Here is a 20,527-nt window from a genome sequence, read left to right on the forward strand (position 1 = left end):
AATATTTTAAACCAGCTATGAGGCGAAGGGTTATGGAGGAGAGGCTTTTACATCCTGCCGACGGGAACAGTACGTCACGCCAATTTGGCGGCGCGGCCCCGTTCTTCGTAGGTCTGGTAGTGGCACTCATCTTTGGTTGGTGGGCTTTCCCTGGACTGCTTTTTTCAGAACAGGAACAGCCTATTAATTTCAGCCATAAGGTGCATATTCAAGACGCAGAAATGGAATGTTCTGCGTGCCATTCTTTCCGTGAAGACGGCACTTTTGCCGGCCTTCCGACAACTGAAAGCTGTGCCGAATGTCACAGCGACGAACCACTCGGGGAAGATCCGGAAGAAGCACGCTTCATTAAGGAGTATGTTCAGACCGGTAAAGAAGTTAAATGGCATGTGTATCAAGCACAGCCAGATAACGTCTTCTTCAGTCATGCTGCTCACTCTTTGGAATCATGCAACTCTTGTCATGACTTCAAAGAAACCGAGCTCTGCTCCCAGTGTCACATTGATGTGGCCAATATGGACAAGGCCCCGACTTACTATGAAAACAAGCTGACCAAGTACAGCAAACAGACCATGAAGATGTGGCAATGTGAACGCTGCCATGCTCATCCAGAGCACTTTGGCGTTACTCGTTCCAACAACGCATGCTTCGTCTGTCATAAGTAAAAGGGGAGTATCCAATGGCAGTAGATAGACGAGGATTCCTTAAGTTTGTTGCAGGCGCCACCACTGGTGTTCTGGCTACTCCCGTACCTTGGAAGCTCCTTGATGACGCGAGTATCTGGACTCAGAACTGGTCCTGGATTCCACGAAATGTAGATGGTGCAAACTCCTACGTTTCAACAATCAGTAAATTGTGTCCTTCCGCTGCGGGCATGAAAGTTCGTCTGGTTGGAGAGCGTCCTGTACGCGTACTTCCAGATGATAACCACCCGCTTTCCATGGGTGGCATCACAGCCCTCGCTGTAGCAGAAGTTCAGCTTATGTACTCTCCTTCCCGTGTTAAACGTCCACTTAAGCATGCCGGTGATGGCGCTTATGTTGCGATTTCATGGGAAGAAGCAGAGAAAATGCTCAAAGAAAACCTCAGAAGAGCAGGTTCCAAAGTTGCTTATGTATCTGGTGACGAAACCGGTACAATCAACGAACTTCTTTCCGGTATGGCGAAAGAAAGTGGTTCCGAAGACTTCTATGTTATGCCTTCAGAGGTTCAGCCAGCAGCACTTGCTTTTGCTAGCATGAATGGCAAAGGCCAGCTTGGCTACGACATCGAAAATAGCGACTACGTGTTTGCTATCGGTGCTAACATTCTTGAGTCTTGGGGCACAGTGCTTCGCAACCGCGCAGCATTTAAAAAGTCCCACCCCGCTGCAAAAAAACCAACTGTTAAGTTTGTCTACGCAGGCCCAGTGCAGAACAACACTGCTGCAGGCGCAGACGAATGGTTACCAGCAAAATCCGGTGCTGAAGCAATCGTAGCAATGGGCATTGCAAATCTGCTTATCAAATCCGGTGCTACAATTAACGCACCAGACTTTGCAGAGTTCAAAGCGCTTGCCGCTCAGTACACTCCGCAAAAGGTTGCTGCGCTCGCTGGAGTTGCTCCTGCTAAGCTTAAAGCAATCGCAGCAGAGCTTTCAAAAGCTCAGCGTCCTGTTGTTCTTACCGGTTCTGAATTCGGTCAGGGTACAGGCGTTGCAACTGTTCTTGCTGGAACCGCAGTTAACATGCTGCTCGGTAGCTTTGGTCGCGAAGGCGGCGTAAAAGCTCTTCCTTTGGCACCGAAAGTTATTGCTTCCGGCATGGATCGTTCTGAAAGCGCTCAAAAAGACCTCGTGGCCTACCTTTCCCGCATCAGTGCAGGAAAAGTTTCCAAGCCGCGTGCAATGGTCTTCTACGAAGCAAACCCAGTATACGGTCTGCCTCAGCCTGCAGCTATGGCTAAAGTAATGGATAAGGTTCCATTTAAAGTTGCTTTCACCAGCTTCCTTGATGAAACTGCGAAAGCCTGTGACCTTATTCTGCCTACTCCGCTCGGTCTTGAACGCTTCGATGACGTGGAAACACCATATGGAATCGGTCAGGCATTCTACAGTCTCGCTCGTCCTGTTGCGCCTTGCGTAATTGACGGCAAGCCTGCTGCTGACGTGCTTCTGAGTGTTGCTACTCAGCTCAACATGGATCTTGGTTTCGCTACGTTTGAAGAAATTCTTCAGGCGAAAGCAGAAGCTGCAGGTGCTGATTGGGACAGCCTGATGGAAGGCGAATTCTTTACAAGTGATGCTGTTGCAGAACAGTCTAATCTGCGCATTGCCGCAGACGTAATAGGTAAAGCACTTGCTGCTGCACCTAAGGCTGCAAAGCTAAGCATTGCCCCTGTGCAGAAACTGAGCCTCGGCACCCCGAACACCGCTATTCCACCGTACAACAACAAAACAATTCGTCGTTGGGAACTCCAGAAAAACGAAATGTATGTTGCGATGAACGGAGCAACAGCGCGTGAGCTCGGCGTGGTAAAACACGACCGTATTAAGCTCAGTAATTCCAGCGGCAGCATCCAGGCCCGTGTGAACATTTTTGAAGGCGTTATGCCAAATACCATTGCAGTGCTGATGGGCTTTGGCCACACCGCGTTCGATGAGTTCAGCAAAGGCAAAGGCGAAAACGTCATGGAGCTGCTGACTGTTGGTTATGAAGCCGGCACCGGACAATCTGTCTGGAACGTTGCTGGTGTAAACGTCAGCAAGGCATAAGGGACGAGCGTCATGCAAACTAAAGAATTCACTATAAAATGGGGCATGGCAATTGACCTCGACAAATGCACCGGTTGTGGTGCCTGCATGGTTGCATGTCAGGCAGAAAACAACCTTGCACCAATTGCCGATGCTTCCAATAAAATCAAAGTAATGAACTGGATCACAGTCTACGAACTGTCCAACGGTAAACCTTACCCTGAACACGACGTAGCCTACCTGCCTCGCCCTTGTCAGCAGTGTGGTCATCCGCCTTGCGTTTCTGTTTGTCCGGTTATCGCGACTGACAAAAACGAAGAAGGCGGAATCGTCAGCCAGGTAACTCCTCGTTGCATCGGCTGTCGTTACTGCATGGCTGCCTGCCCTTACCACGCACGCTACTTTAACTGGCGTGATCCGGTATGGCCTGGTGGACTTGAAAAAGCTCTTACTCCTGACGTATCTGTACGTCCTCGCGGTGTTGTAGAAAAATGTACTTTCTGTCACCACCGCTGGATGGCTGCAAAAGATAAAGCTATCGTTGAAGGTCGTGATCCTATGGATCTGGCTGAAGGCGAATACGTTACTTCCTGTACCGAGGCATGTCCTAACGGTGCAATCACCTTCGGCGACCTAAACAACGAAGAACATGAAGTAGCTAAGCTTGCTAGCTCCAAACACGCTCACAGATTGCTCGAACGTCTTGGTGCCCACACTCAGGTTTACTACGTAAGCCGCCGTGAATGGGTTCTGCGTCAGCTCGATAACTATCTGGAAGACGAAAAGGTTAAGGGGTAACAGTCATGGGAAAGAACTACTCTCTTCCTGCAGATCATGAACTCTTCCCGGAAGGCACATCACGCTGCTCTCTGACGAAGTTTTCAATCTGGATGGGACTTGTCGGTGCTGTAGCTCTTTGGGGTCTTTACGCTGCATTCAGAGTGCTCGCGGAAGGACTTGGCGTTACAGCCCTTGATGACTACTTCGGCTTTGGTCTCTGGATCACCTTTGACCTTGCCGTTATTGCTCTCGGTGCTGGTGCGTTCTTCACTGGTCTGCTCAGATACATTCTGAATATTGATCCGTTGAAAAACATCATCAACCTCACCGTTATTATCGGCTTTATTTGCTACTCCGGTGCTATGCTCATTCTCGTGCTCGACGTTGGTCAGCCGATTCGTGCATGGTTCGGTTACTGGCATGCGAACGTACACTCCATGCTTACAGAAGTTATTTTCTGTATTACTTGTTACTTGATTGTTCTGATCATCGAGTATGTACCGCTGATCCTCGAACAAAAACAACTTAACAAGATTCCAGTGTTGCATCACATCGCGCATAACCTGCACGTTTGGATGCCTCTGTTTGCTGGTATCGGTGCGTTCCTTTCCACTTTCCACCAGGGTTCACTCGGTGGTATGTACGGCGTTCTTTTTGGCCGTCCTTACGTACTCCGTGATGGTTTCTTCATCTGGCCTTGGACTTTCTTCCTCTTTGTTATTTCCGCAGTTGGTTCCGGTCCGGTATTTACCGTGCTTATCGCAACTATCATGGAAAAAATGACTGGCAAGAAACTGGTTAGCTGGGAAATTAAAACCCTTATGGGTAAAATTGCTGGTGCAATGCTGCTTGTATACCTTGTATTCAAGTTTGCAGACACCTACGCATGGGCAATAGATGTATTGCCACGTTCCGGTCTCACTTTTGACCAGAACTTCTACCAGACAATCTACGGCAAGTGGCTCCTGTGGTCAGAGCTGTTCCTTTGTGGCGTTATTCCGTGTGTTATTTTACTCACACCGAAACTTCGCAACAACCCGGTTCTCTTCTACTCCGCTGCTTTCCTCGATTGTGCAGGCATTACTATCAACCGTTACGTATTTACGGTTCAGGCTCTCGCGATGCCGGTATTGCCTTTCGACACCTGGGAAACATACGCACCAAACTGGGCAGAATGGGGTGCAAGCGCACTCGTACTTGCCTACGGTGCTATTATTCTCAGCCTGTCATACCGTTACCTGCCGGTGTTCCCGCAGGAACGTAGTTTGAATGCGACTAAGTCCAACTAGGGCTTAGTTTCAGATAGGTAAGCTTAAAGTCAGTTGAGCCCCGGCCGGTCCCCACCCGTGCCGGGGTTCTTCGTTTTGAATCTGCAAGTTTTATCTACAAAAAAAATCGTCAAAAACTTGCCGAAGACATATCCTAATGCGAAAAACTATACCCAGAAATAGTAGGCAAGTGTGAACAAAACAAGCGAGACAACGCGCACACTCTGATTGCAGAAAATAAGCCATAGGGCGAGGCGTGACGGAAATATCCCCATATAAGTTGCAAGTTGATGCCTCAGCGCGCGCATTGGCGACGAAAGTATATTGCCGGCAAGTAAAGCCAGCACAACATCTTTTGCTTGAATCGATCCGTCAGTTAAAAGCGCACCTGCAGCAGCCATAGAAGCTGTTATTTCTGCTGCTAAGCTAAGAATAAGTACACCCGCAGCTTCTGGATTAATAAACGGCAAAAAACCGTTATCTCCGCCAATAACATCATTTAACGCCTCAAACACTCCGAAGCGATTTAACATAAAAACAATTGTGTACACAGGAATTGTTACAAGCAACACTCGCCTGATTCTGCGCATAAATCGTGAGACTACTCTTTGAAACACCTCTTTGGCATCCTTTGGAGCATTATCATCAAGCTCACAGGTTACGCAGCCCTCAGGTGTTGGAGGAAGGATGAAACGTCCCGCAATAACGGTTCCGATTGTACGGAACAACGCTGCAGAAACAATTATCCCTACATACCAGAACGCGGCTTTACCAAGAAAAGGTACCGCAAGAAAGAAAAGTGACGGAAGGTGCAGAAAAAGCACCGGAGTGCTGTTCAGCAAGTTTGAGAAATACAGTTCCTTACGAACAATTTTTCCTTGCTCATACTGCTCAGCAAGATACGAGTTTGCCGAAATGCTCGAAAAGAAAGCCATAGTAAATGCTGCACCGGAGACATCCTGCAAATGCGCCATGCGTACCAATGGTGATGACACCTTTGCGAGAAAACGGCCCCAATGCAACGCTTCAATAATGTTGCCTATAGCCAGACCAAGCGAAATAGAAAGAATAAGTCTCAGTAACGGGCGGCAAAGCCCATTCCAAAGTACATCGAAGTCCATAAAAGAAAAGAGTTCAGTGTGCATACTGAACTCTTTACCATAATTTACTTCAATCACAAATCCAATCACAAGCTAGCTCAGCCCAAATGGCTGACCTTATCGACGAACGAATTGCCGACAGAGCTTATCTGCGAGCCTTTATGAACTTTTTTTACTGTTCTGCTCCAACGGCCCTAAAAACAAGCAAAACTCTGTAGAAAGTTTCGTAACCCGCCCATGGAAACCACTCGAGTCATCAAAAACTAAGACTCTTCGTGCCCCTCATCGCGAGGCAGATCAGACTTGGACGCTTCTGCGCGAGCGAGATCATCACAGCGTTCGTTTTCAGGATGCCCGCTGTGTCCGCGCACCCAGTGCAGGGTAACATCGTGCTTTTCAAGATACGGGAGCAAACGCAGCCATAGGTCTTTATTCTTCACCGGCTTTTTTGAAGCGTTTTTCCAACCATTCTTTTGCCAGTTTACAAGCCATTTTTTCTCTACAGCGTTACGAACGTACTGAGAATCTGTATATAGATCGACTTTGCACGGCTCTTTAAGCGCAGCTAGCCCTTCGATTACAGCAAGAATTTCCATTCTGTTGTTGGTGGTCAGGGCAAAACCGCCTGAAAGTTCTTTTTCTGTATCACCAAACCGAAGAATACTTCCCCAGCCACCGGGGCCCGGATTTCCAAGGCAGGAGCCGTCTGTATAAAGCAAAATATGTTTCATATACCAAGTTCTCACATATTATGTTGATTGAAAAATTTGTACGTAACGACCATGCCTTTTAAAAACATGAATCAACGTATGCTCAGTATGAAACATAAAAAATGACGCACGGCTAGCTTTTTTCAGAGCCTCTCATTACACATCCCGTAATGCACTTTGAAAATGCAGTATGAAAAACATGCATACACCAACCCCTGTTCCGGATATACTCAGGACAAGGTGCATTACTTCGGCTATAATATGCGCCAGTGATTACAATCACGCACTCTATGAACAGCAATATCATGAGGAATAGAATGCTTCATACCACAGGACTCATTAAATGGATATTCATCATCTTCTGTGCCTTGCTGCTTGCAAGCCTTCTCTTTTTCAGAGAACTCGGAACGCGTTCTGCTGATATTACTGAGAAGCTTGGTGTTACAAACGGAAAACTTGCCTCCATGCCTGAGACACCGAATGCTGTTTCCAGCCAGACTGATATCGAATCAAAGTATGTCTCCCCACTACCTATGACCGGTTCTGTGCAGGAAACTAAAAAAAAAATATTACAGTGCCTGCAGGAAATGGGAAACAACTCGATTGTGACGCAAAATGATACCTATATCCATGCAGTCTTCGTTACACCCATTATGCAATATCATGATGATGTTGAGTTCTATATTGATACAAAAACACAAAACGTGCAGTTCCGGTCTGCTTCCCGCGTCGGAAAGTCTGACTTTGGAGCCAATAGAGCACGCTACAATTCTTTTAAAAAACTATATTTACAGTAACCGGTCTGCACAGAATGAAAAAAGCGGCAAGCCATGTGGCCTGCCGCTTTTTATGTCTGATCAATTAGCAGTATGATCTGGCAGGCTATTTCCCGCCCATGTCATCCCATAATTTTTGAAGCGCTGTAGCTAATCCCAGTTGCCATTGGTTCTTTTCAAAATACGGTATGAAGTATTCATTTTGCAGATGGTACATGTAATCTGCTCCCAACGCCTTACGCAGCAGCGGAGGAAATTCTACAAGCACCTGACGGGTATACGGATTAATGCCGATAAATACAGTCTTCGTGTCCAGCTTAGCCGGCAGAACCACCGGAGTATTGCGCACCTGAACACGTAACTTTAACCCATGTGTTTCCCGAAGCGCCGAGGCAAACTCACGCAATGCCGTTTTTTGGGCTGCCGTCAGCGTTTCTGTCTGATCATACACAGTTCCCCGAGAGCGAATCTCCTTGAAACTATACTCAGTCTGAAACCAAAATGCTGCGGCTACTACTACGAAGACTGCAACCAGCAACATCGCACGCAAAAAAAATTCACCAGAAGAGTTGGCGCGGACTAACGGGCCGCGTTTATTTCTAAAAAACCCCATCTGCTCTCCGGTTCTACTGCAGCGCTATCCGCTCCGCAGGCTGTTATCTACTCTTTGCCATAAGCCATCTCTTTAATGGCCGTGGCATACAGTGTTGCTACTTCGTCCATGTACCCGGTGTCAATTCCACCCTTCCATGTAACTACTTCGGTAAAACGCTTCGGAATCTTAACTGCATCCACATCAAATCCAGTTTTACACTTTAACTGCCACCGCAACTTTTGAATATACTTACCAGCAGCTTCAAGGTTATCGGCAATGTTGCCAAAACCTGCGGCAGTCAACGCATCTTTCAACTTTTCCGGCCCGTAAGTACCACGGGCAAAAAGACACCCCATCATACTGTTAATATAAATTCGGCCACGCTCATCTTCAAGCATAAACTCAACAGCTTTTCCGGCATTCTTTTCTGTGTTGTTCTGGTCAAATGCATACCCGCCAGTGTCGAGATGCGAATGACGGAAGCCATAGGCAGAGGCAACAAAGAAAACTTCACCAGTTGCATAACCTGCCATTTCCTGCCCGAGAACGCAGGCAAATTCTTCACCACCATATAGCTTTGCAGCAGCCATAGAACCACGGGAAAGCGCCTGATAGAATGCATTCTCACCAGTAGCAATAAATTTAAGCCCGTTGAGGAAGCCTTTCATCTCTCCGAACTTGAGATCAACAATGGTTTCTTCTTTAGAAACAATACCTTTTTCTGTAGCTTCTGCTGCCCATGCAAGAGCAACACCTGCGCTCATACAGTCAAGACCAAGTTTTTCTGTTTCATCTAACAAGGCAAGTACATCAGCGGCACTGGTAATACCAAGCATGCTACCCTGCGCAAATATCGGTTCGTAGTCATAGGACACTTGTTTGTAGAGAAACTCATGCTCATTTGCAAACTGCTGTCGCAACAGCCCAATATGAATACACCCTACAGGACACCCTGCGCATGCAACCTGCCGGAGCAGAAGCTGCTTTGCAAAGGTTTCACCGGAAATATTGTCCACACGGTCGTCGTGCGTTTTCTGTAAGTTGTTCCATGGGAGCGCTTGTAATTCGTTCAACGGAATCAAGTTTTGTGGAGTACCTAAGTCATGGTACTTCTTCATTTTACCTGTTTCAGTGATATCTTGATAAATATCTTTCATCATATCGGCATAGGCTTTTCCCTCAGGAAGGTCGAAAGCCCCGTCTCCGGAAACGACAATACCTTTAAGGTTCTTAAAGCCCATGGCTGCACCGGAACCCAGACGGCCAAAATGACGAAATGAATCTACATTGATACAAGCGTAGGCAACACCACGCTCTCCTGCTTGACCTATGCGGATAGCAGAACGATGTCCTGAATTTTTTTTACCAAAACGACGCAAGAACTTACCCGTAGCAAAGACATCTTTTCCACGAAGGTATGTCACACCTTCCACTTCACAGGAACGTGAACCAATAATAAGGGCACTTAACTGCTTTGCCTTACCGGTAATCATCAAAGCATCGTATCCCGCAAAACGAATAGACAAAGCAAGACGGCCACCGGCATGGCTTTCTGCCCACTCTCCGGAGTACGGAGAACGAAAACCACACACGACTTTACTCATTAACGGGTAAAACCCTGTAAGGGGGCCAATTGCGAAAATAAGCGGTTGGCGCGGGTCATCTGCAGGGGCGTCGAGTACTCCGTATCTTTCATATAAAACAGCCGCAAGGCCACTGCCACCAATGTGCATATGGCGGTCTTCAATCATTAACACGCTGCTTTTGCCTGTAGTAAGCTCTACATGCAATACACGGGAAAAGTTTGGATCCATTTTCATATATCAGGCTCCCTTACCCTTCTTCGCGTGCTGGAATGTCACGCAGCTCTATACAATTATGCGGACAGAAAGGCACACAACGCCCGCAATGAATACACAGATATGGCAAATCGCTTTCCGTTTCATAATAAATAGCATCCACAGGGCAGACTTCTGCGCATTTGCCACATTTAATACACTTATCATGCGTTACAATAACTCCGCCGCCCTTTCGTTGCTTTAGGGCTTCTGTCGGGCACACTTCAGCACAGGGTGCGGGGTCACATGCCACACAAATATGAGCTTCAAAACCGGTTGTTAATCCTCCGGCAGAAGAGATACGAATTCCAGCCGTATTCCATGACAATTTTTTATGGACTAGCCGTGCGCAGGCCAATGAACAGGAATGGCATCCGATGCATTGCTCCATACGAACTGCTTCAAGTCTTTTCATGCTGATTACCTACTTTATTCTTCAGATGGGGTACCATATCCACCTATTACTGCCGGTTCGATTCATTCAAGCCTTCATATTCTCACAACCGGACCCCGACGTATTCACATGTTATTCTCACATAGTTTTCAAAAGAACATGCCAGTGCATACTGTGCAGTGTAATGTTGTCTGTTAAACGAAACGGCTTGAAACCAGATATGCAGGTTACCACATTTTTACCATACTATGGTATCTACGCACCGAGATCTGTCTGTTTTATGTATACACAACTTTCATACAATTTTTTCTTCTACTTTCAGCAACTTATTCTCCTATAACCACACCAACGTAAATCCTATAGTGAAATTTATACAGTGAGTTATCACTGTTTAGAGGAATGCTGCTTGACCTATTAAGACAACTACCCTAAATTTCAAATATTATGAATTGGGATTGGGAAAAACTGCAAGAAAAGCGGCAGAGGCAATCGGGTCATGGCCCAAACTGGGGTGGAACACCTCCAGAGGGAAATGATTCTGACCCGATAGGTGATGGCCTAAAGAAACTCCGGGGAATTAACTTTCCTGCGGGCAAGTTCGTTCTTGCCTTAGTAGTTCTTCTTTGGCTCGCATCAGGCATTTACATTGTGCAACCTGACGAAGAAGGTGTTGTGCTCCAGTTCGGCAAATATGTTGCCACAACAGGACCTGGACCACATTACCATCTTCCTTACCCTGTTGAGACAGTTTATAAACCTAAAGTGTCTCAAATTCGTCGTGTTGAGGTCGGGTTCCGCTCTACTGGCAAAGCATCATCTTTCCAGCAAGGACAGTCCCGTACCGTCAAGGCGGAGTCACTCATGCTTACTGGTGATGAGAACATCGTCGATGTTCAGTTCATTATTCAGTACCGCATCAGCAATGCTGTGGATTACCTTTTCAACGTTACTCAACAGTCCGTCACTGTCAAAAGCGCCGCTGAAGCCGCAATGCGCGAAATTATCGGCCACAACAAAATTGACAACGCTTTGACTGAAGGGAAACTGAAAATTCAGAACGATTGCCGCCAACTGCTGCAGGATATTCTGAATCGTTACAAAGCAGGTATCCAGATTGTTGCTGTGCAAATGCAGGACGTACATCCACCAAAAGAAGTTGTTGACGCATTCAAAGACGTTGCCAGCGCCCGTGAAGACCGCAGCCGCATTATTAATGAAGCTGAGGCCTACAGTAACGACATTCTGCCAAAAGCACACGGTGCCGCAGCAGAGATTGTTAACCAGGCACAGGCATACAAAGAGTCTACCGTTAACAAAGCTCAGGGTGATGCATCACGATTCCTTGCAATCCTTGCTGAGTATAATCAGGCTAAATCTATCACCAGAAAAAGAATGTACTTAGAAGCCATGGAAAGCGTTTTCAGCGGTTCCGGAGTCAACAAAGTCATTGTTCCTAACAAAGGCGTCACTCCAACTATTCCATTTTTACCACTCAGCGACGGCAGTACGAAGGGGAGTAAGTAATGAATAAAACAACTACTCCAATTCTAATTCTGCTGGTTCTCCTTATCGCTGTAGTATTTCAATCTGCTTTCATTGTTCAGCAGACTGAAAAGGCGATTGTTCTCCAGCTTGGTAAGCCGGACAACAATGTTTATGCACCGGGTCTGCATTTCAAAATTCCGTTCATTCAGAACGTCATCTACTTTGATTCGCGCCTTCTGGAATACGATGCACAGCCTGCAGAAGCCCTCACAAAAGACAAAAAAGCTCTTGTGCTGGACAACTACGCTCGCTGGCGCATCGTGAACCCTCTTCTCTTCTACCAGACCGTGCGAACTATTCCGGGTGCACAGGCACGACTAGACGATATTGTATACTCCCAGTTACGTGCAGCACTTGGTCGTTACACATTGACTGAAATCGTTTCGACTGAACGTGACACAATCATGCAAATGGTTACCAAGCGTTCATCCAGTTTGATTAAAGCATACGGTATCGAAATTGTTGATGTGCGAATTAAACGTACCGACCTTCCACCAGAAAACCAGCGTGCTATTTTCGGACGTATGCGTGCAGAACGTGAACGTCAGGCAAAGCAGTACCGTTCTGAAGGTCAACAGGAATCAATCACCATTAAATCTCTTGCAAACAGACAGCGTACAGTCATTATTGCGAAGGCAAACAAAGAAGCCGAGATCATCCGAGGTCAAGGCGATGCAATCGCAACAAAAATCTACGCGGAATCGCTTGGCAAAGATGAAGAGTTCTACAACTTCCAGCGATCACTTGAAGCTTACAAAGACAGCTTTAAAAACAACACTCGCATTATCGTGACACCGGACAATAAGTTCCTTCAAGAAATGCAGTAAAAAACAACAAAAAAAGAGTGTAACAGCAAGGCTTAACCATGCAGTTACACTCTTTTTTATTATTGTTTTTAGTTGAATATAATTTACACATCTTCTTCTCAGCTGCTCTCAAAATACTTACGTCTTCTTTTTTTCGTAACACAAAGCAAAGCATATTGATAATTCATTGTTAATACGCACCGCATTAATTTACAATTTTTAATGATTATCCATAGTCAACCACATTGACAAATCGGTACAAATCCGTCCACAAAGAATGTTTGCATCTACTAAGAGCTATTAATATCTCTTAGCCATCTAGAAATTTGCTATCGAGATTTTTAGATACTTTTGCATGAAAACAATGTTTCAATTGTTTCGCACACTGCCTTGTTTGTTGTTAACAACCATGCTGCAGAGTTTACACACAATACCCAGCAATTTTCAACGACAAGACCTAGCCCCCATAAGCTTAATGCTTATTCTAACGTCTTGGCGGGAGAGACACCGTGTCCACCTTTGATGAAGTTTTTGAACGTATAAAACTGGCTACAAACACCAGAACTCAGGTTGAACTGGCTGAAGTACTTGATATTCGTCAATCAAGCATCTCGGACGCCAAGCGTCGAGACTCTGTTCCTTCTGACTGGTACATGAAACTATTTGAAAAGTTTGGCCTTAATCCAGATTGGCTTAAGAAAGGCGTCGGCCCTATGTACCTGCGTACAGAAGAAGACGGCTACCAGCCAGTTGAAGGCCCTGCTGCAGGACGGGTTTTTGAAAACCCGGCTAAATTTGGTGATCCAGATGCACGCAGCGCTGTTGTAACAATTCACTCCATGCAAGATGTTGAAGTTTCTGACGAAGCTGATGAAGCTCGCCGCTTTACCAGTGTTGGCAAACTTTCCATCCCACAATCTTTTGCTGGTGCGACCATTCAAATTTTCCGAGTTGATGCGTGCAGCATGGAACCTCTCATAAAAAAAGGTGCCTACGTTGGTCTTGATACAGCTCAAACCAACATCCTTTCCGGAGAGATCTATGGTGTATACGTCCCATACGAAGGAATCTCCATCAAACGTATTTTCCTTGATGCAGCAAACCAGCGTTTTATTCTACGCAGTGAAAACCCTGTTCACCCTGAGCAGTACCTGCCAATGGATCGTTGTAAAAAAGACGTTGTTGGACGTGTCGTCTGGAACCTTCAGACAATGTAGTCACACAGAATTCTACGTTAAAAGGCGGTCATTATGACCGCCTTTTTTTGTATTGTCATATAAAAATTTCCCCCCTCCCGCCTAGACAACCCCGTGCATTTATTGCATATAAATCAAGATCTTTACTTAGTTATACTTTCATAACTCTGACAACCTGCTGTTTGAAATCTCATACGCCGCATGCGTTTAACTTGGTACGGCACGCTAACACGTGCGGCAGAACGGGGAATAATATGGCCTCTATCAGTATTCTTGTGGTTGATGATGAACGCATTGTGGCACTTGACATAAAGGGCACTCTTGAGACTCTCGGATACAATGTCTGTGCTGTCGCCAATACTGCTGAAAGCGCGCTAAAAGCGACTGAAAAAAACTCGCCGGATTTAGTCCTGATGGACATCAACCTCAAAGGTGAAATGGATGGCATTGCTATTGCGCATGTTATCAACGCAAAACATTCCATCCCTGTTGTATTCCTCACCGCATATTCAGACAGAGACACTTTTGATCGCGCTAAATCTTCCAACCCGTACGGATTCATTCTTAAGCCCTTTGATGCAAGAAAATTACACTCTGCCATCGAAATTGCACTCATTAAACACTCTGAGGAAGCACGCCTGACAGAAGCACGACACAAGGCTGAACTGGAAAATAGCGCAAAATCCAGTTTTTTTGCAAATATGAGTCATGAAATACGTAATTCTCTCAACGGCATTGTCGGCATGACGGACCTTGCTCTTGAAACAGATCTTGACCACGATCAAAAAGAATACATGACAACGGTGCTGGATTCAGCAGAAAATTTACTCGATATTTTAAATGATATTCTAGACTTATCCCGTATTGAAGCTCGTCAAATGCCGTTGACTCCGAAACGATTCAATCTTGAAAACCTGATCAGCAAAATTGTCCGTACCCATACACCGAAGGCGCATAAAAAAAAGCTTACGCTGTCCTATGATATTCCGGCATTTGTTCCCACACTATTAAAAGGCGACCCAACGCGCCTATCGCAAATTATTACCAATCTGCTTTCCAACGCCATAAAGTTTACAGAACAAGGCGGTATCTCACTTGAGATCTCCGACCTCGCAACACTCGGTGCATATTCAGAACAGCAGCATGAACCTGCACCTAAATACCGTATGCTTCTTTTTTCCATTCGCGACACAGGAGTAGGACTCACAGAAGAAGAACAAAATTATATTTTTGAACCATATAAACAAGTCCTTGCGGAGGGCAAAACGCCTATTCGCGGAACAGGCTTAGGTCTAGCAATTTGCCGTGATCTTGTGGAGCTAATGAACGGAACAATCTGGGTACGCAGCAAACCGGGAGCAGGCAGCACATTCCATTTTACAGCCCAGTTTGAACATGGTGAACTTGAAGAGAATCTCTCCAAGCCGGAGATGACTCCCGAATTTCCTCCGGGGTTGCATGTCGCCATTGCGGATAACAACGTTGTCGGCCAAAAGCTTCTTCTTGAATTACTCGAAAAAAAAGGATTTACATGCCACGTTACATCAAACGGGGCTGAATTGCTTGAACTATTGGCCTCAGAGCCCATAGACATGGTTGTGACAGAAATAAAACTGCCCTTCCTTACAGGACTGGAAGCGATGAGACATATCCGCTCCGGCACCATTCCCGGTACTCCCACAAACCTCCCTATTATTGCGGTCACAGCTTTTGCCCTAAAGGGAGATAAGGAACGCTTTATTGAAGCAGGCATGGACGGCTATGTCGCAAAACCAATACATACATCTGAATTTTACAGAGAAATCGCAAAAGTACTTCAACCAGAAGAACTACTCGCACAACCGGAAAATGAACTTGAAGAAACAGACATGTCCCAGCTGCTGGATGTTGAAGGAACTCTCCTGCGCCTTGAGGAAGACACAGACCTTATCTGTAGGCTGTACTCTCTCTTTATAGACGAACTTGCAGAACGTCTGTATGGATTAAGACTCTTTCTTCAAGAAAACGCGTACAGCAACACAGCTCTGCATAGCCAGTCATTTGCAGCTGCTGCATTCAATATCGGTGCAAATAGTCTGGGCAACGCACTCATGCAGATATACACGGCCGCAACGCATAGGGAACAGCCCACCGCAGATCAATTGCAAGAGCTTGAAACGCTCAGCATTAAGACCAAAAACGAAATTATGCGCAATATGGAGAAGCTTTCTTAATATTGCCTTTGTCCGGAGACTCCATGGCGCAGCTACTGCCGATCATTACTTCAGTACATTCAACCCATCGGTTACCAGAAGCAGTTTCCACCTTGTTGCGGCAACTTAGTGACACCTGTTCTTCAGACCAAAGCCTTGACCTTGATTATGTACGTAGTTTTCTGTCATCATCGTTAGGGTGGGAACGCAAAGATGTTCTTCATAAGTTCAAAAAACAACTTCTTGAGCCGGAAAATCTGTCCACAATCACTCACCACATTCAATTACAGACGATGGGAAAAGTGAATTCATTCCCCTTATTTTTTCATGATACCTACGACCAACAGGTAACAATCCTTGTACACCCACGTCCGCTGCGCCTGTCTGATGGCAGTAAGCAGATAAGCAGCACACTTTCTTTAGGGTCAGACGGGTACCCCCTCAAAAAACAATCTGATCGTCAACGGCTTAATCTGTTGGCGATTCTGGATAAGCTTCCGGAATTTATAGCATTAGTAACCCCGCAATTTACACTACGGTACATCAACAAACCTTTTCGGGATCAAGTACAATTAAAAGCAGGTGATTCCTGCTACTATGCGTTCACAGGGGACACAGAAGCAGCCGAAAAACCCTCGCATCCATACTTACCGCCGTTTGATGTCTTTGAAACAGGTTCCCCATCTTTTTCTGCATGGAAAAGCCCTTGTTCAGGGCGATCATATCGTTTTCTAAGTTATCCATTTACAGATACAGACGGAGAACCGCTCATTCTACTTATGGGCCTTGATATCACCCAGCTTACCCGCTTTCAGGAAAAACTTGCGATTACAGAACGCCAGTACCACTTAATCACTAACAACCTTTCATTGGGCATCGCGGTTGTGGATGGTCAACGGAACATTACGGCGGCTAACCGTCAATTCCGCAACTGGTTTAAATTGCAGAATGAATCATACCCTGTCAGCTGTCCTTTTGTCCTTATCGAACAGGATGAAAACGGTGAATGCCTGCTCGACAAAACCACCAGCCTTACTCTTCAGGATGGTAAAGAACATGAATACGAGTTTTCTACCCCACTAAATGGAGCAGAAATCACTTTTCGGATCACTGCATGTCCTTTACATCAAACCAAACTATTTTCATCAGCGATTATTCTTCTGGAAGATATAACCGAAAAGAAAAAGATAGAGCAACGCACTCAGCAGATGCGTAAGCTGGAGGCCATGAGCACTCTCGCCGCCGGCATTGCACATGAGATTAACCAACCGTTATCGGCTCTGCGTCTTTATGCCAGCGGACTAGATTTATTGGTTGAGCAACGCGGTTCAGTTCCGACCAAGATTTTGCAGGAACGTCTGGGACTAATTCTACGTGAGACCGGCACCATCGAAGACATCATCACACACATGCGATCACTTGTGCGTCATCAAGGGGCATTTCCGCTTGAACGGTCCGATGTAAACTATGCAGTCGAGCAAGCAGTCAGCCTACTGCAAAACAAGCTGGCCACCCGGAACATCAACGTACACAATCAGCTGCAAAATGAACTTCCGCCAGCACTTGCGCTCCCTATTCAACTAGAGCAGATCGTAATCAACATCATGATGAATGCTGCTCATGCTCTTGAACATACCGAAGGACAGCGGTGTATTACTATTACAACCTGCGAAACCAATGACCACTACATTCAGCTCTGCATTGAGGATAACGGTCCCGGTTTACAAGGACTTGGTGATAAAATATTTGATCCTTTCTTTACCACAAAAGAATCAGGAAAGAGCATGGGGCTTGGGCTTGCCCTCGTACACACCTTTGTTACCAGCTGGGAGGGTACCATTACTGCTGACTCCCCAAGAGCAGACAACAAAGGCACACTAATTAAAATTCTACTTCCACAAGCTCCGACGACTTAAGAGATCTGTATGCGAATACTCATTGTTGACGACAATTCTACCAGCCTGCAAAGTCTAAGTGTTGTACTTACAGACTTAGGACACCAGCCAAGTACATTCAGCGATCCGCACGCAGCACTCAACCATGCGAAGGAAAGCTATTACCCTCTTATTATTACAGATATAAAAATGCCGACACTGGACGGCCTTTCCCTGCTTGCAGAACTGAAGGCGTGTGAAACAAGCAAACGCAGTGATGTAATCATCATCACCGGTCATGGAGACATGGAAACAGCTATTACGGCGCTGCGTAACGGTGCTTACGACTACTTAAATAAACCAATTAATGCCCGTGAGCTTGCCGCTGCTGTTGAGCGCAGTGCTGAACATCAAACCCTGCTTTTTGAAAATACTGACCTGAAACAGAATATGAAGGAACGCGTTGCAGAGGCTCAAGAGTCTTTGCAGGGAGATTTAGAAAAGATGCGTTCCCAGCTTCGTAATGTCTCGGGCATTGGAGAAATAATTTCGGGTTCACCCCGAATGCAGGAAATAATCCGCGATGCGACCATTTTTCATCATGAACCGGACGTCCCTGTCCTCATTGAAGGGGAAACAGGCACAGGTAAAGAAGTTATCGCGCGTCTGGTACATCATGGAGAAACCCATTGTGACACTCCGTTTGTTGCCCTCAACTGCTCTGCTATTGCTGAATCTCTTTTTGAAAGCGAACTGTTCGGATATGAAGCAGGGGCCTACACCGGATCACGCACTGGCGGCTCTGCCGGCAAGCTTGAGTTAGCAGGGAACGGGACACTTTTTTTGGATGAAATTGCCGAGATGCCCCTGCACTTACAGCCAAAGCTACTTCGAGTACTGGAAGAAAGAACCTTCTACCGTGTCGGTGGATTGCAAAAAAAGCACTTCACTGCCCGCATTATCGGAGCCGGTAACAAGAACCTTGAATTAATGGTGGAAGAAGGTCTGTTCCGTCGCGATTTGTATCACAGGCTTACAGTAGGGCATCTACGCCTTCCCCCGTTACGTGAACGCCAAAATGACATCGCCAAAATGGCATCGTTATTTCTGCGAAAACAGGTAAAACGGAAAGGAAAACGATTTTCATCAATCGCTCCCGAAACCCTTACGATGCTCAAAGAGCATTCGTGGCCTGGGAACGTCCGCGAATTAGAAAACATCATTGAGCGCGCCGTACTTATCCACGACGACATAATACTTCGCCCTGAGCATATTGAATTTACCACTCTTTCTTATTCAACAAATAGAGTTCAGGCAGCAGCTCCGCGACTCGACACAATGCCATTGCCTTCAATTGATATTGCATCATCCACTATTGTTTTACCGGATGAGCCTTTCAAACTGGAAGACGTGACACAATCTGTTATCCGCAAGGCACTAAGCAAGTTTGATGGTAACAAAACAAAGGCTGCAGCGTATCTTGGTATTTCCCGATATGCACTTTATCGCAAAATATCCTAACGTGCGGTTCCGCACGTCGTGCGAAATCGCACGTGCGTTTTCGCACTTTTTTTCTTCTTTTAATAAAATTCTAGAATAGCCCAAAATAATAAAAACATAACATACTGTTTTAAAGATCTTTTTTTTATAAAGCAGTTCTTAACATTTTGGCATGATAGATGCTATAAGTCTGACTGACGGTTGGATTGCCAGCGATTAGGCGTCCCCCCCCCCAACGTACCAACCGTCGTGCTTAGGCTCTGAATACGGTGCGAACTATAACTGACTTCCCCCCCCTACAGTTATGGTTCTATTTCCGAGGCGTAGATTCAGACCAACCTATCTTTGCCCCCTGTAATCACCCCCCCCCCGATTACAGGGGGCCATTTTTTGGACACAACAAAGCGCTCAACACCAATGGCGAGAGTCACATTCAGCCGGCTGTTCAATAAATTTAAGTTCCGTAGAGGCTACAAACGTCTGCTTTAACCACTTCGGAAATATCAAGGCGGGATTCAATGGCAGCGGTAAGCTGACCCATTGCATCAAAAACAGGGGAAACACTCACAAGCCATAGCGCAGCCGTACCATCAGGGTACATCCCTTCTTCAGTTACGACCACAGGTTCCTGCGAAATAAAGACCTTAGCGACAGGGCAATTACCACCGGGAAATTCACGGGTGCAGACATGTCTACAGGAACGCCCTTCTGCAATAGCAAATGTTTCCATAAATGCATTGTTAGCATGAACAATGGTGAAAGAAGTATCAACAACTGACACATACCCCGGCATACCCTTAAATAACGATTCAAAATAGGAACGACGTTCTGTCGCATTTTGCATTCGCCTGCTAAAGACTTCACCAGAGCGAACAAGCGCCATTGTCAACGCATCAAGCTCAAACTCTTTAGGGATCTCTGTAGGAAGAGGAGCACTTCCAAGCTCTGTGGCGGTATATGTAAGAGCCTCAAGAGGACGACACACCATTCCTCTACATAACTTGTTAAACAAGTAATAAAAGCAAGGAACGGTAATAGCGGCACAACAAGCCATGAGCCATAGAATGTCCATAGGCGTGAGTGGAGAGCTGGCAGCAAGCGTAAGCAGAGCACAAAGCACTACCAGACCGGAACAACTAAAAAATATAGCTGCGGCAACGGCAAACTTTGTTGCTATAGAAAATTTGGCATTACGAAATAATAACAAGAAGTACCCCCCTGT

At 46.0% G+C, this 20,527-nt stretch carries 17 protein-coding genes; 11 read left to right on the forward strand and 6 right to left on the reverse strand.

Annotated elements, in window-relative coordinates:
• The first annotated feature begins 32 nt into the window (after nt 1-32).
• From qrcA to qrcD, 4 genes are read left to right on the forward strand one after another with little or no spacing between them, the layout of a single operon-like run.
• Nucleotides 33-665 (forward strand): menaquinone reductase multiheme cytochrome c subunit QrcA, encoded by a 633-nt coding sequence (gene qrcA / locus F461_RS0108485; RefSeq protein ID WP_020000725.1) that lies wholly within the window; start codon nt 33-35, stop codon nt 663-665.
• A 14-nt stretch (nt 666-679) separates the two neighbouring features.
• A complete protein-coding gene (qrcB, locus tag F461_RS0108490; protein ID WP_020000726.1) occupies nt 680-2,752 on the forward strand; it encodes a menaquinone reductase molybdopterin-binding-like subunit QrcB in 2,073 nt (690 codons plus the stop codon).
• 12 nt (nt 2,753-2,764) lie between these two features.
• Nucleotides 2,765-3,529 (forward strand): menaquinone reductase iron-sulfur cluster-binding subunit QrcC, encoded by a 765-nt coding sequence (gene qrcC, locus F461_RS0108495; protein ID WP_020000727.1) that lies wholly within the window; start codon nt 2,765-2,767, stop codon nt 3,527-3,529.
• A gap of 5 nt (nt 3,530-3,534) precedes the next feature.
• On the forward strand, nt 3,535-4,800 hold the full coding sequence (gene qrcD / locus F461_RS0108500; protein WP_020000728.1) for a menaquinone reductase integral membrane subunit QrcD: 1,266 nt from the start codon (nt 3,535-3,537) through the stop codon (nt 4,798-4,800).
• A 146-nt stretch (nt 4,801-4,946) separates the two neighbouring features.
• On the opposite strand, the gene F461_RS0108505 is transcribed toward qrcD, so the two are convergent.
• Both F461_RS0108505 and rnhA read right to left on the reverse strand, forming a co-directional pair.
• Complete coding sequence (locus F461_RS0108505) at nt 4,947-5,924, reverse strand: membrane protein (protein ID WP_020000729.1); 978 nt, start codon at nt 5,922-5,924, stop codon at nt 4,947-4,949.
• Between the two features lie 218 nt (nt 5,925-6,142).
• Nucleotides 6,143-6,610 carry a ribonuclease HI gene (gene rnhA / locus F461_RS0108510; protein ID WP_020000730.1) on the reverse strand — a complete coding sequence of 156 codons (468 nt, stop codon included), beginning with the start codon at nt 6,608-6,610 and terminating at the stop codon, nt 6,143-6,145.
• Nucleotides 6,611-6,906: 296 nt separating this feature from the next.
• Here rnhA and F461_RS19030 point away from each other — a divergent pair, with 296 nt between their 5' ends.
• Nucleotides 6,907-7,386 carry a DUF1499 domain-containing protein gene (locus F461_RS19030; RefSeq protein ID WP_020000731.1) on the forward strand — a complete coding sequence of 160 codons (480 nt, stop codon included), beginning with the start codon at nt 6,907-6,909 and terminating at the stop codon, nt 7,384-7,386.
• 85 nt (nt 7,387-7,471) lie between these two features.
• Here the strand turns inward: F461_RS19030 and F461_RS0108520 are convergent, their stop codons facing one another.
• Genes F461_RS0108520 through F461_RS0108530 form a run of 3 tightly spaced genes read right to left on the reverse strand, consistent with a single transcriptional unit; the run spans nt 7,472 to nt 10,213 of the window.
• Complete coding sequence (locus F461_RS0108520) at nt 7,472-7,978, reverse strand: TPM domain-containing protein (protein WP_020000732.1); 507 nt, start codon at nt 7,976-7,978, stop codon at nt 7,472-7,474.
• A gap of 47 nt (nt 7,979-8,025) precedes the next feature.
• A complete protein-coding gene (locus tag F461_RS0108525; protein WP_020000733.1) occupies nt 8,026-9,780 on the reverse strand; it encodes an aldehyde ferredoxin oxidoreductase N-terminal domain-containing protein in 1,755 nt (584 codons plus the stop codon).
• Nucleotides 9,781-9,793: 13 nt separating this feature from the next.
• Nucleotides 9,794-10,213 carry a 4Fe-4S binding protein gene (locus tag F461_RS0108530; RefSeq protein ID WP_020000734.1) on the reverse strand — a complete coding sequence of 140 codons (420 nt, stop codon included), beginning with the start codon at nt 10,211-10,213 and terminating at the stop codon, nt 9,794-9,796.
• Between the two features lie 423 nt (nt 10,214-10,636).
• Between F461_RS0108530 and hflK the strand changes: the two genes are divergently transcribed.
• The 6 genes from hflK (at nt 10,637) to F461_RS0108560 (ending at nt 19,326) form a co-directional block, all read left to right on the forward strand.
• Nucleotides 10,637-11,716, forward strand: coding sequence for an FtsH protease activity modulator HflK (gene hflK / locus F461_RS0108535; protein ID WP_020000735.1), 1,080 nt, complete (start codon nt 10,637-10,639; stop codon nt 11,714-11,716).
• Entirely contained in the window at nt 11,716-12,564 is an 849-nt protein-coding gene (hflC, locus tag F461_RS0108540; RefSeq protein WP_020000736.1) for a protease modulator HflC, read from the forward strand. The genes hflK and hflC overlap by 1 nt, the downstream gene beginning before the upstream one ends.
• Before the next feature lie 488 nt (nt 12,565-13,052).
• Nucleotides 13,053-13,760, forward strand: a complete 708-nt coding sequence (locus tag F461_RS0108545) for a LexA family transcriptional regulator (RefSeq protein ID WP_020000737.1) — start codon at nt 13,053-13,055, stop codon at nt 13,758-13,760.
• 233 nt (nt 13,761-13,993) lie between these two features.
• Nucleotides 13,994-15,952, forward strand: coding sequence for a response regulator (locus F461_RS18660; protein WP_020000738.1), 1,959 nt, complete (start codon nt 13,994-13,996; stop codon nt 15,950-15,952).
• Between the two features lie 23 nt (nt 15,953-15,975).
• Nucleotides 15,976-17,847, forward strand: a complete 1,872-nt coding sequence (locus tag F461_RS17540; protein WP_020000739.1) for an ATP-binding protein — start codon at nt 15,976-15,978, stop codon at nt 17,845-17,847.
• A gap of 9 nt (nt 17,848-17,856) precedes the next feature.
• The gene (locus tag F461_RS0108560; protein WP_020000740.1) at nt 17,857-19,326 is read left to right on the forward strand and encodes a sigma-54-dependent transcriptional regulator; all 1,470 of its coding nucleotides are present in this window, start codon (nt 17,857-17,859) and stop codon (nt 19,324-19,326) included.
• A 433-nt stretch (nt 19,327-19,759) separates the two neighbouring features.
• Here F461_RS0108560 and F461_RS0108565 read toward each other — a convergent pair whose 3' ends face one another.
• Complete coding sequence (locus F461_RS0108565; protein ID WP_020000741.1) at nt 19,760-20,512, reverse strand: PAS domain-containing protein; 753 nt, start codon at nt 20,510-20,512, stop codon at nt 19,760-19,762.
• Nucleotides 20,513-20,527 lie beyond the last annotated feature (15 nt).

The organism is Halodesulfovibrio aestuarii DSM 17919 = ATCC 29578 (genome assembly GCF_000384815.1).
Lineage (GTDB): Bacteria > Desulfobacterota > Desulfovibrionia > Desulfovibrionales > Desulfovibrionaceae > Halodesulfovibrio > Halodesulfovibrio aestuarii.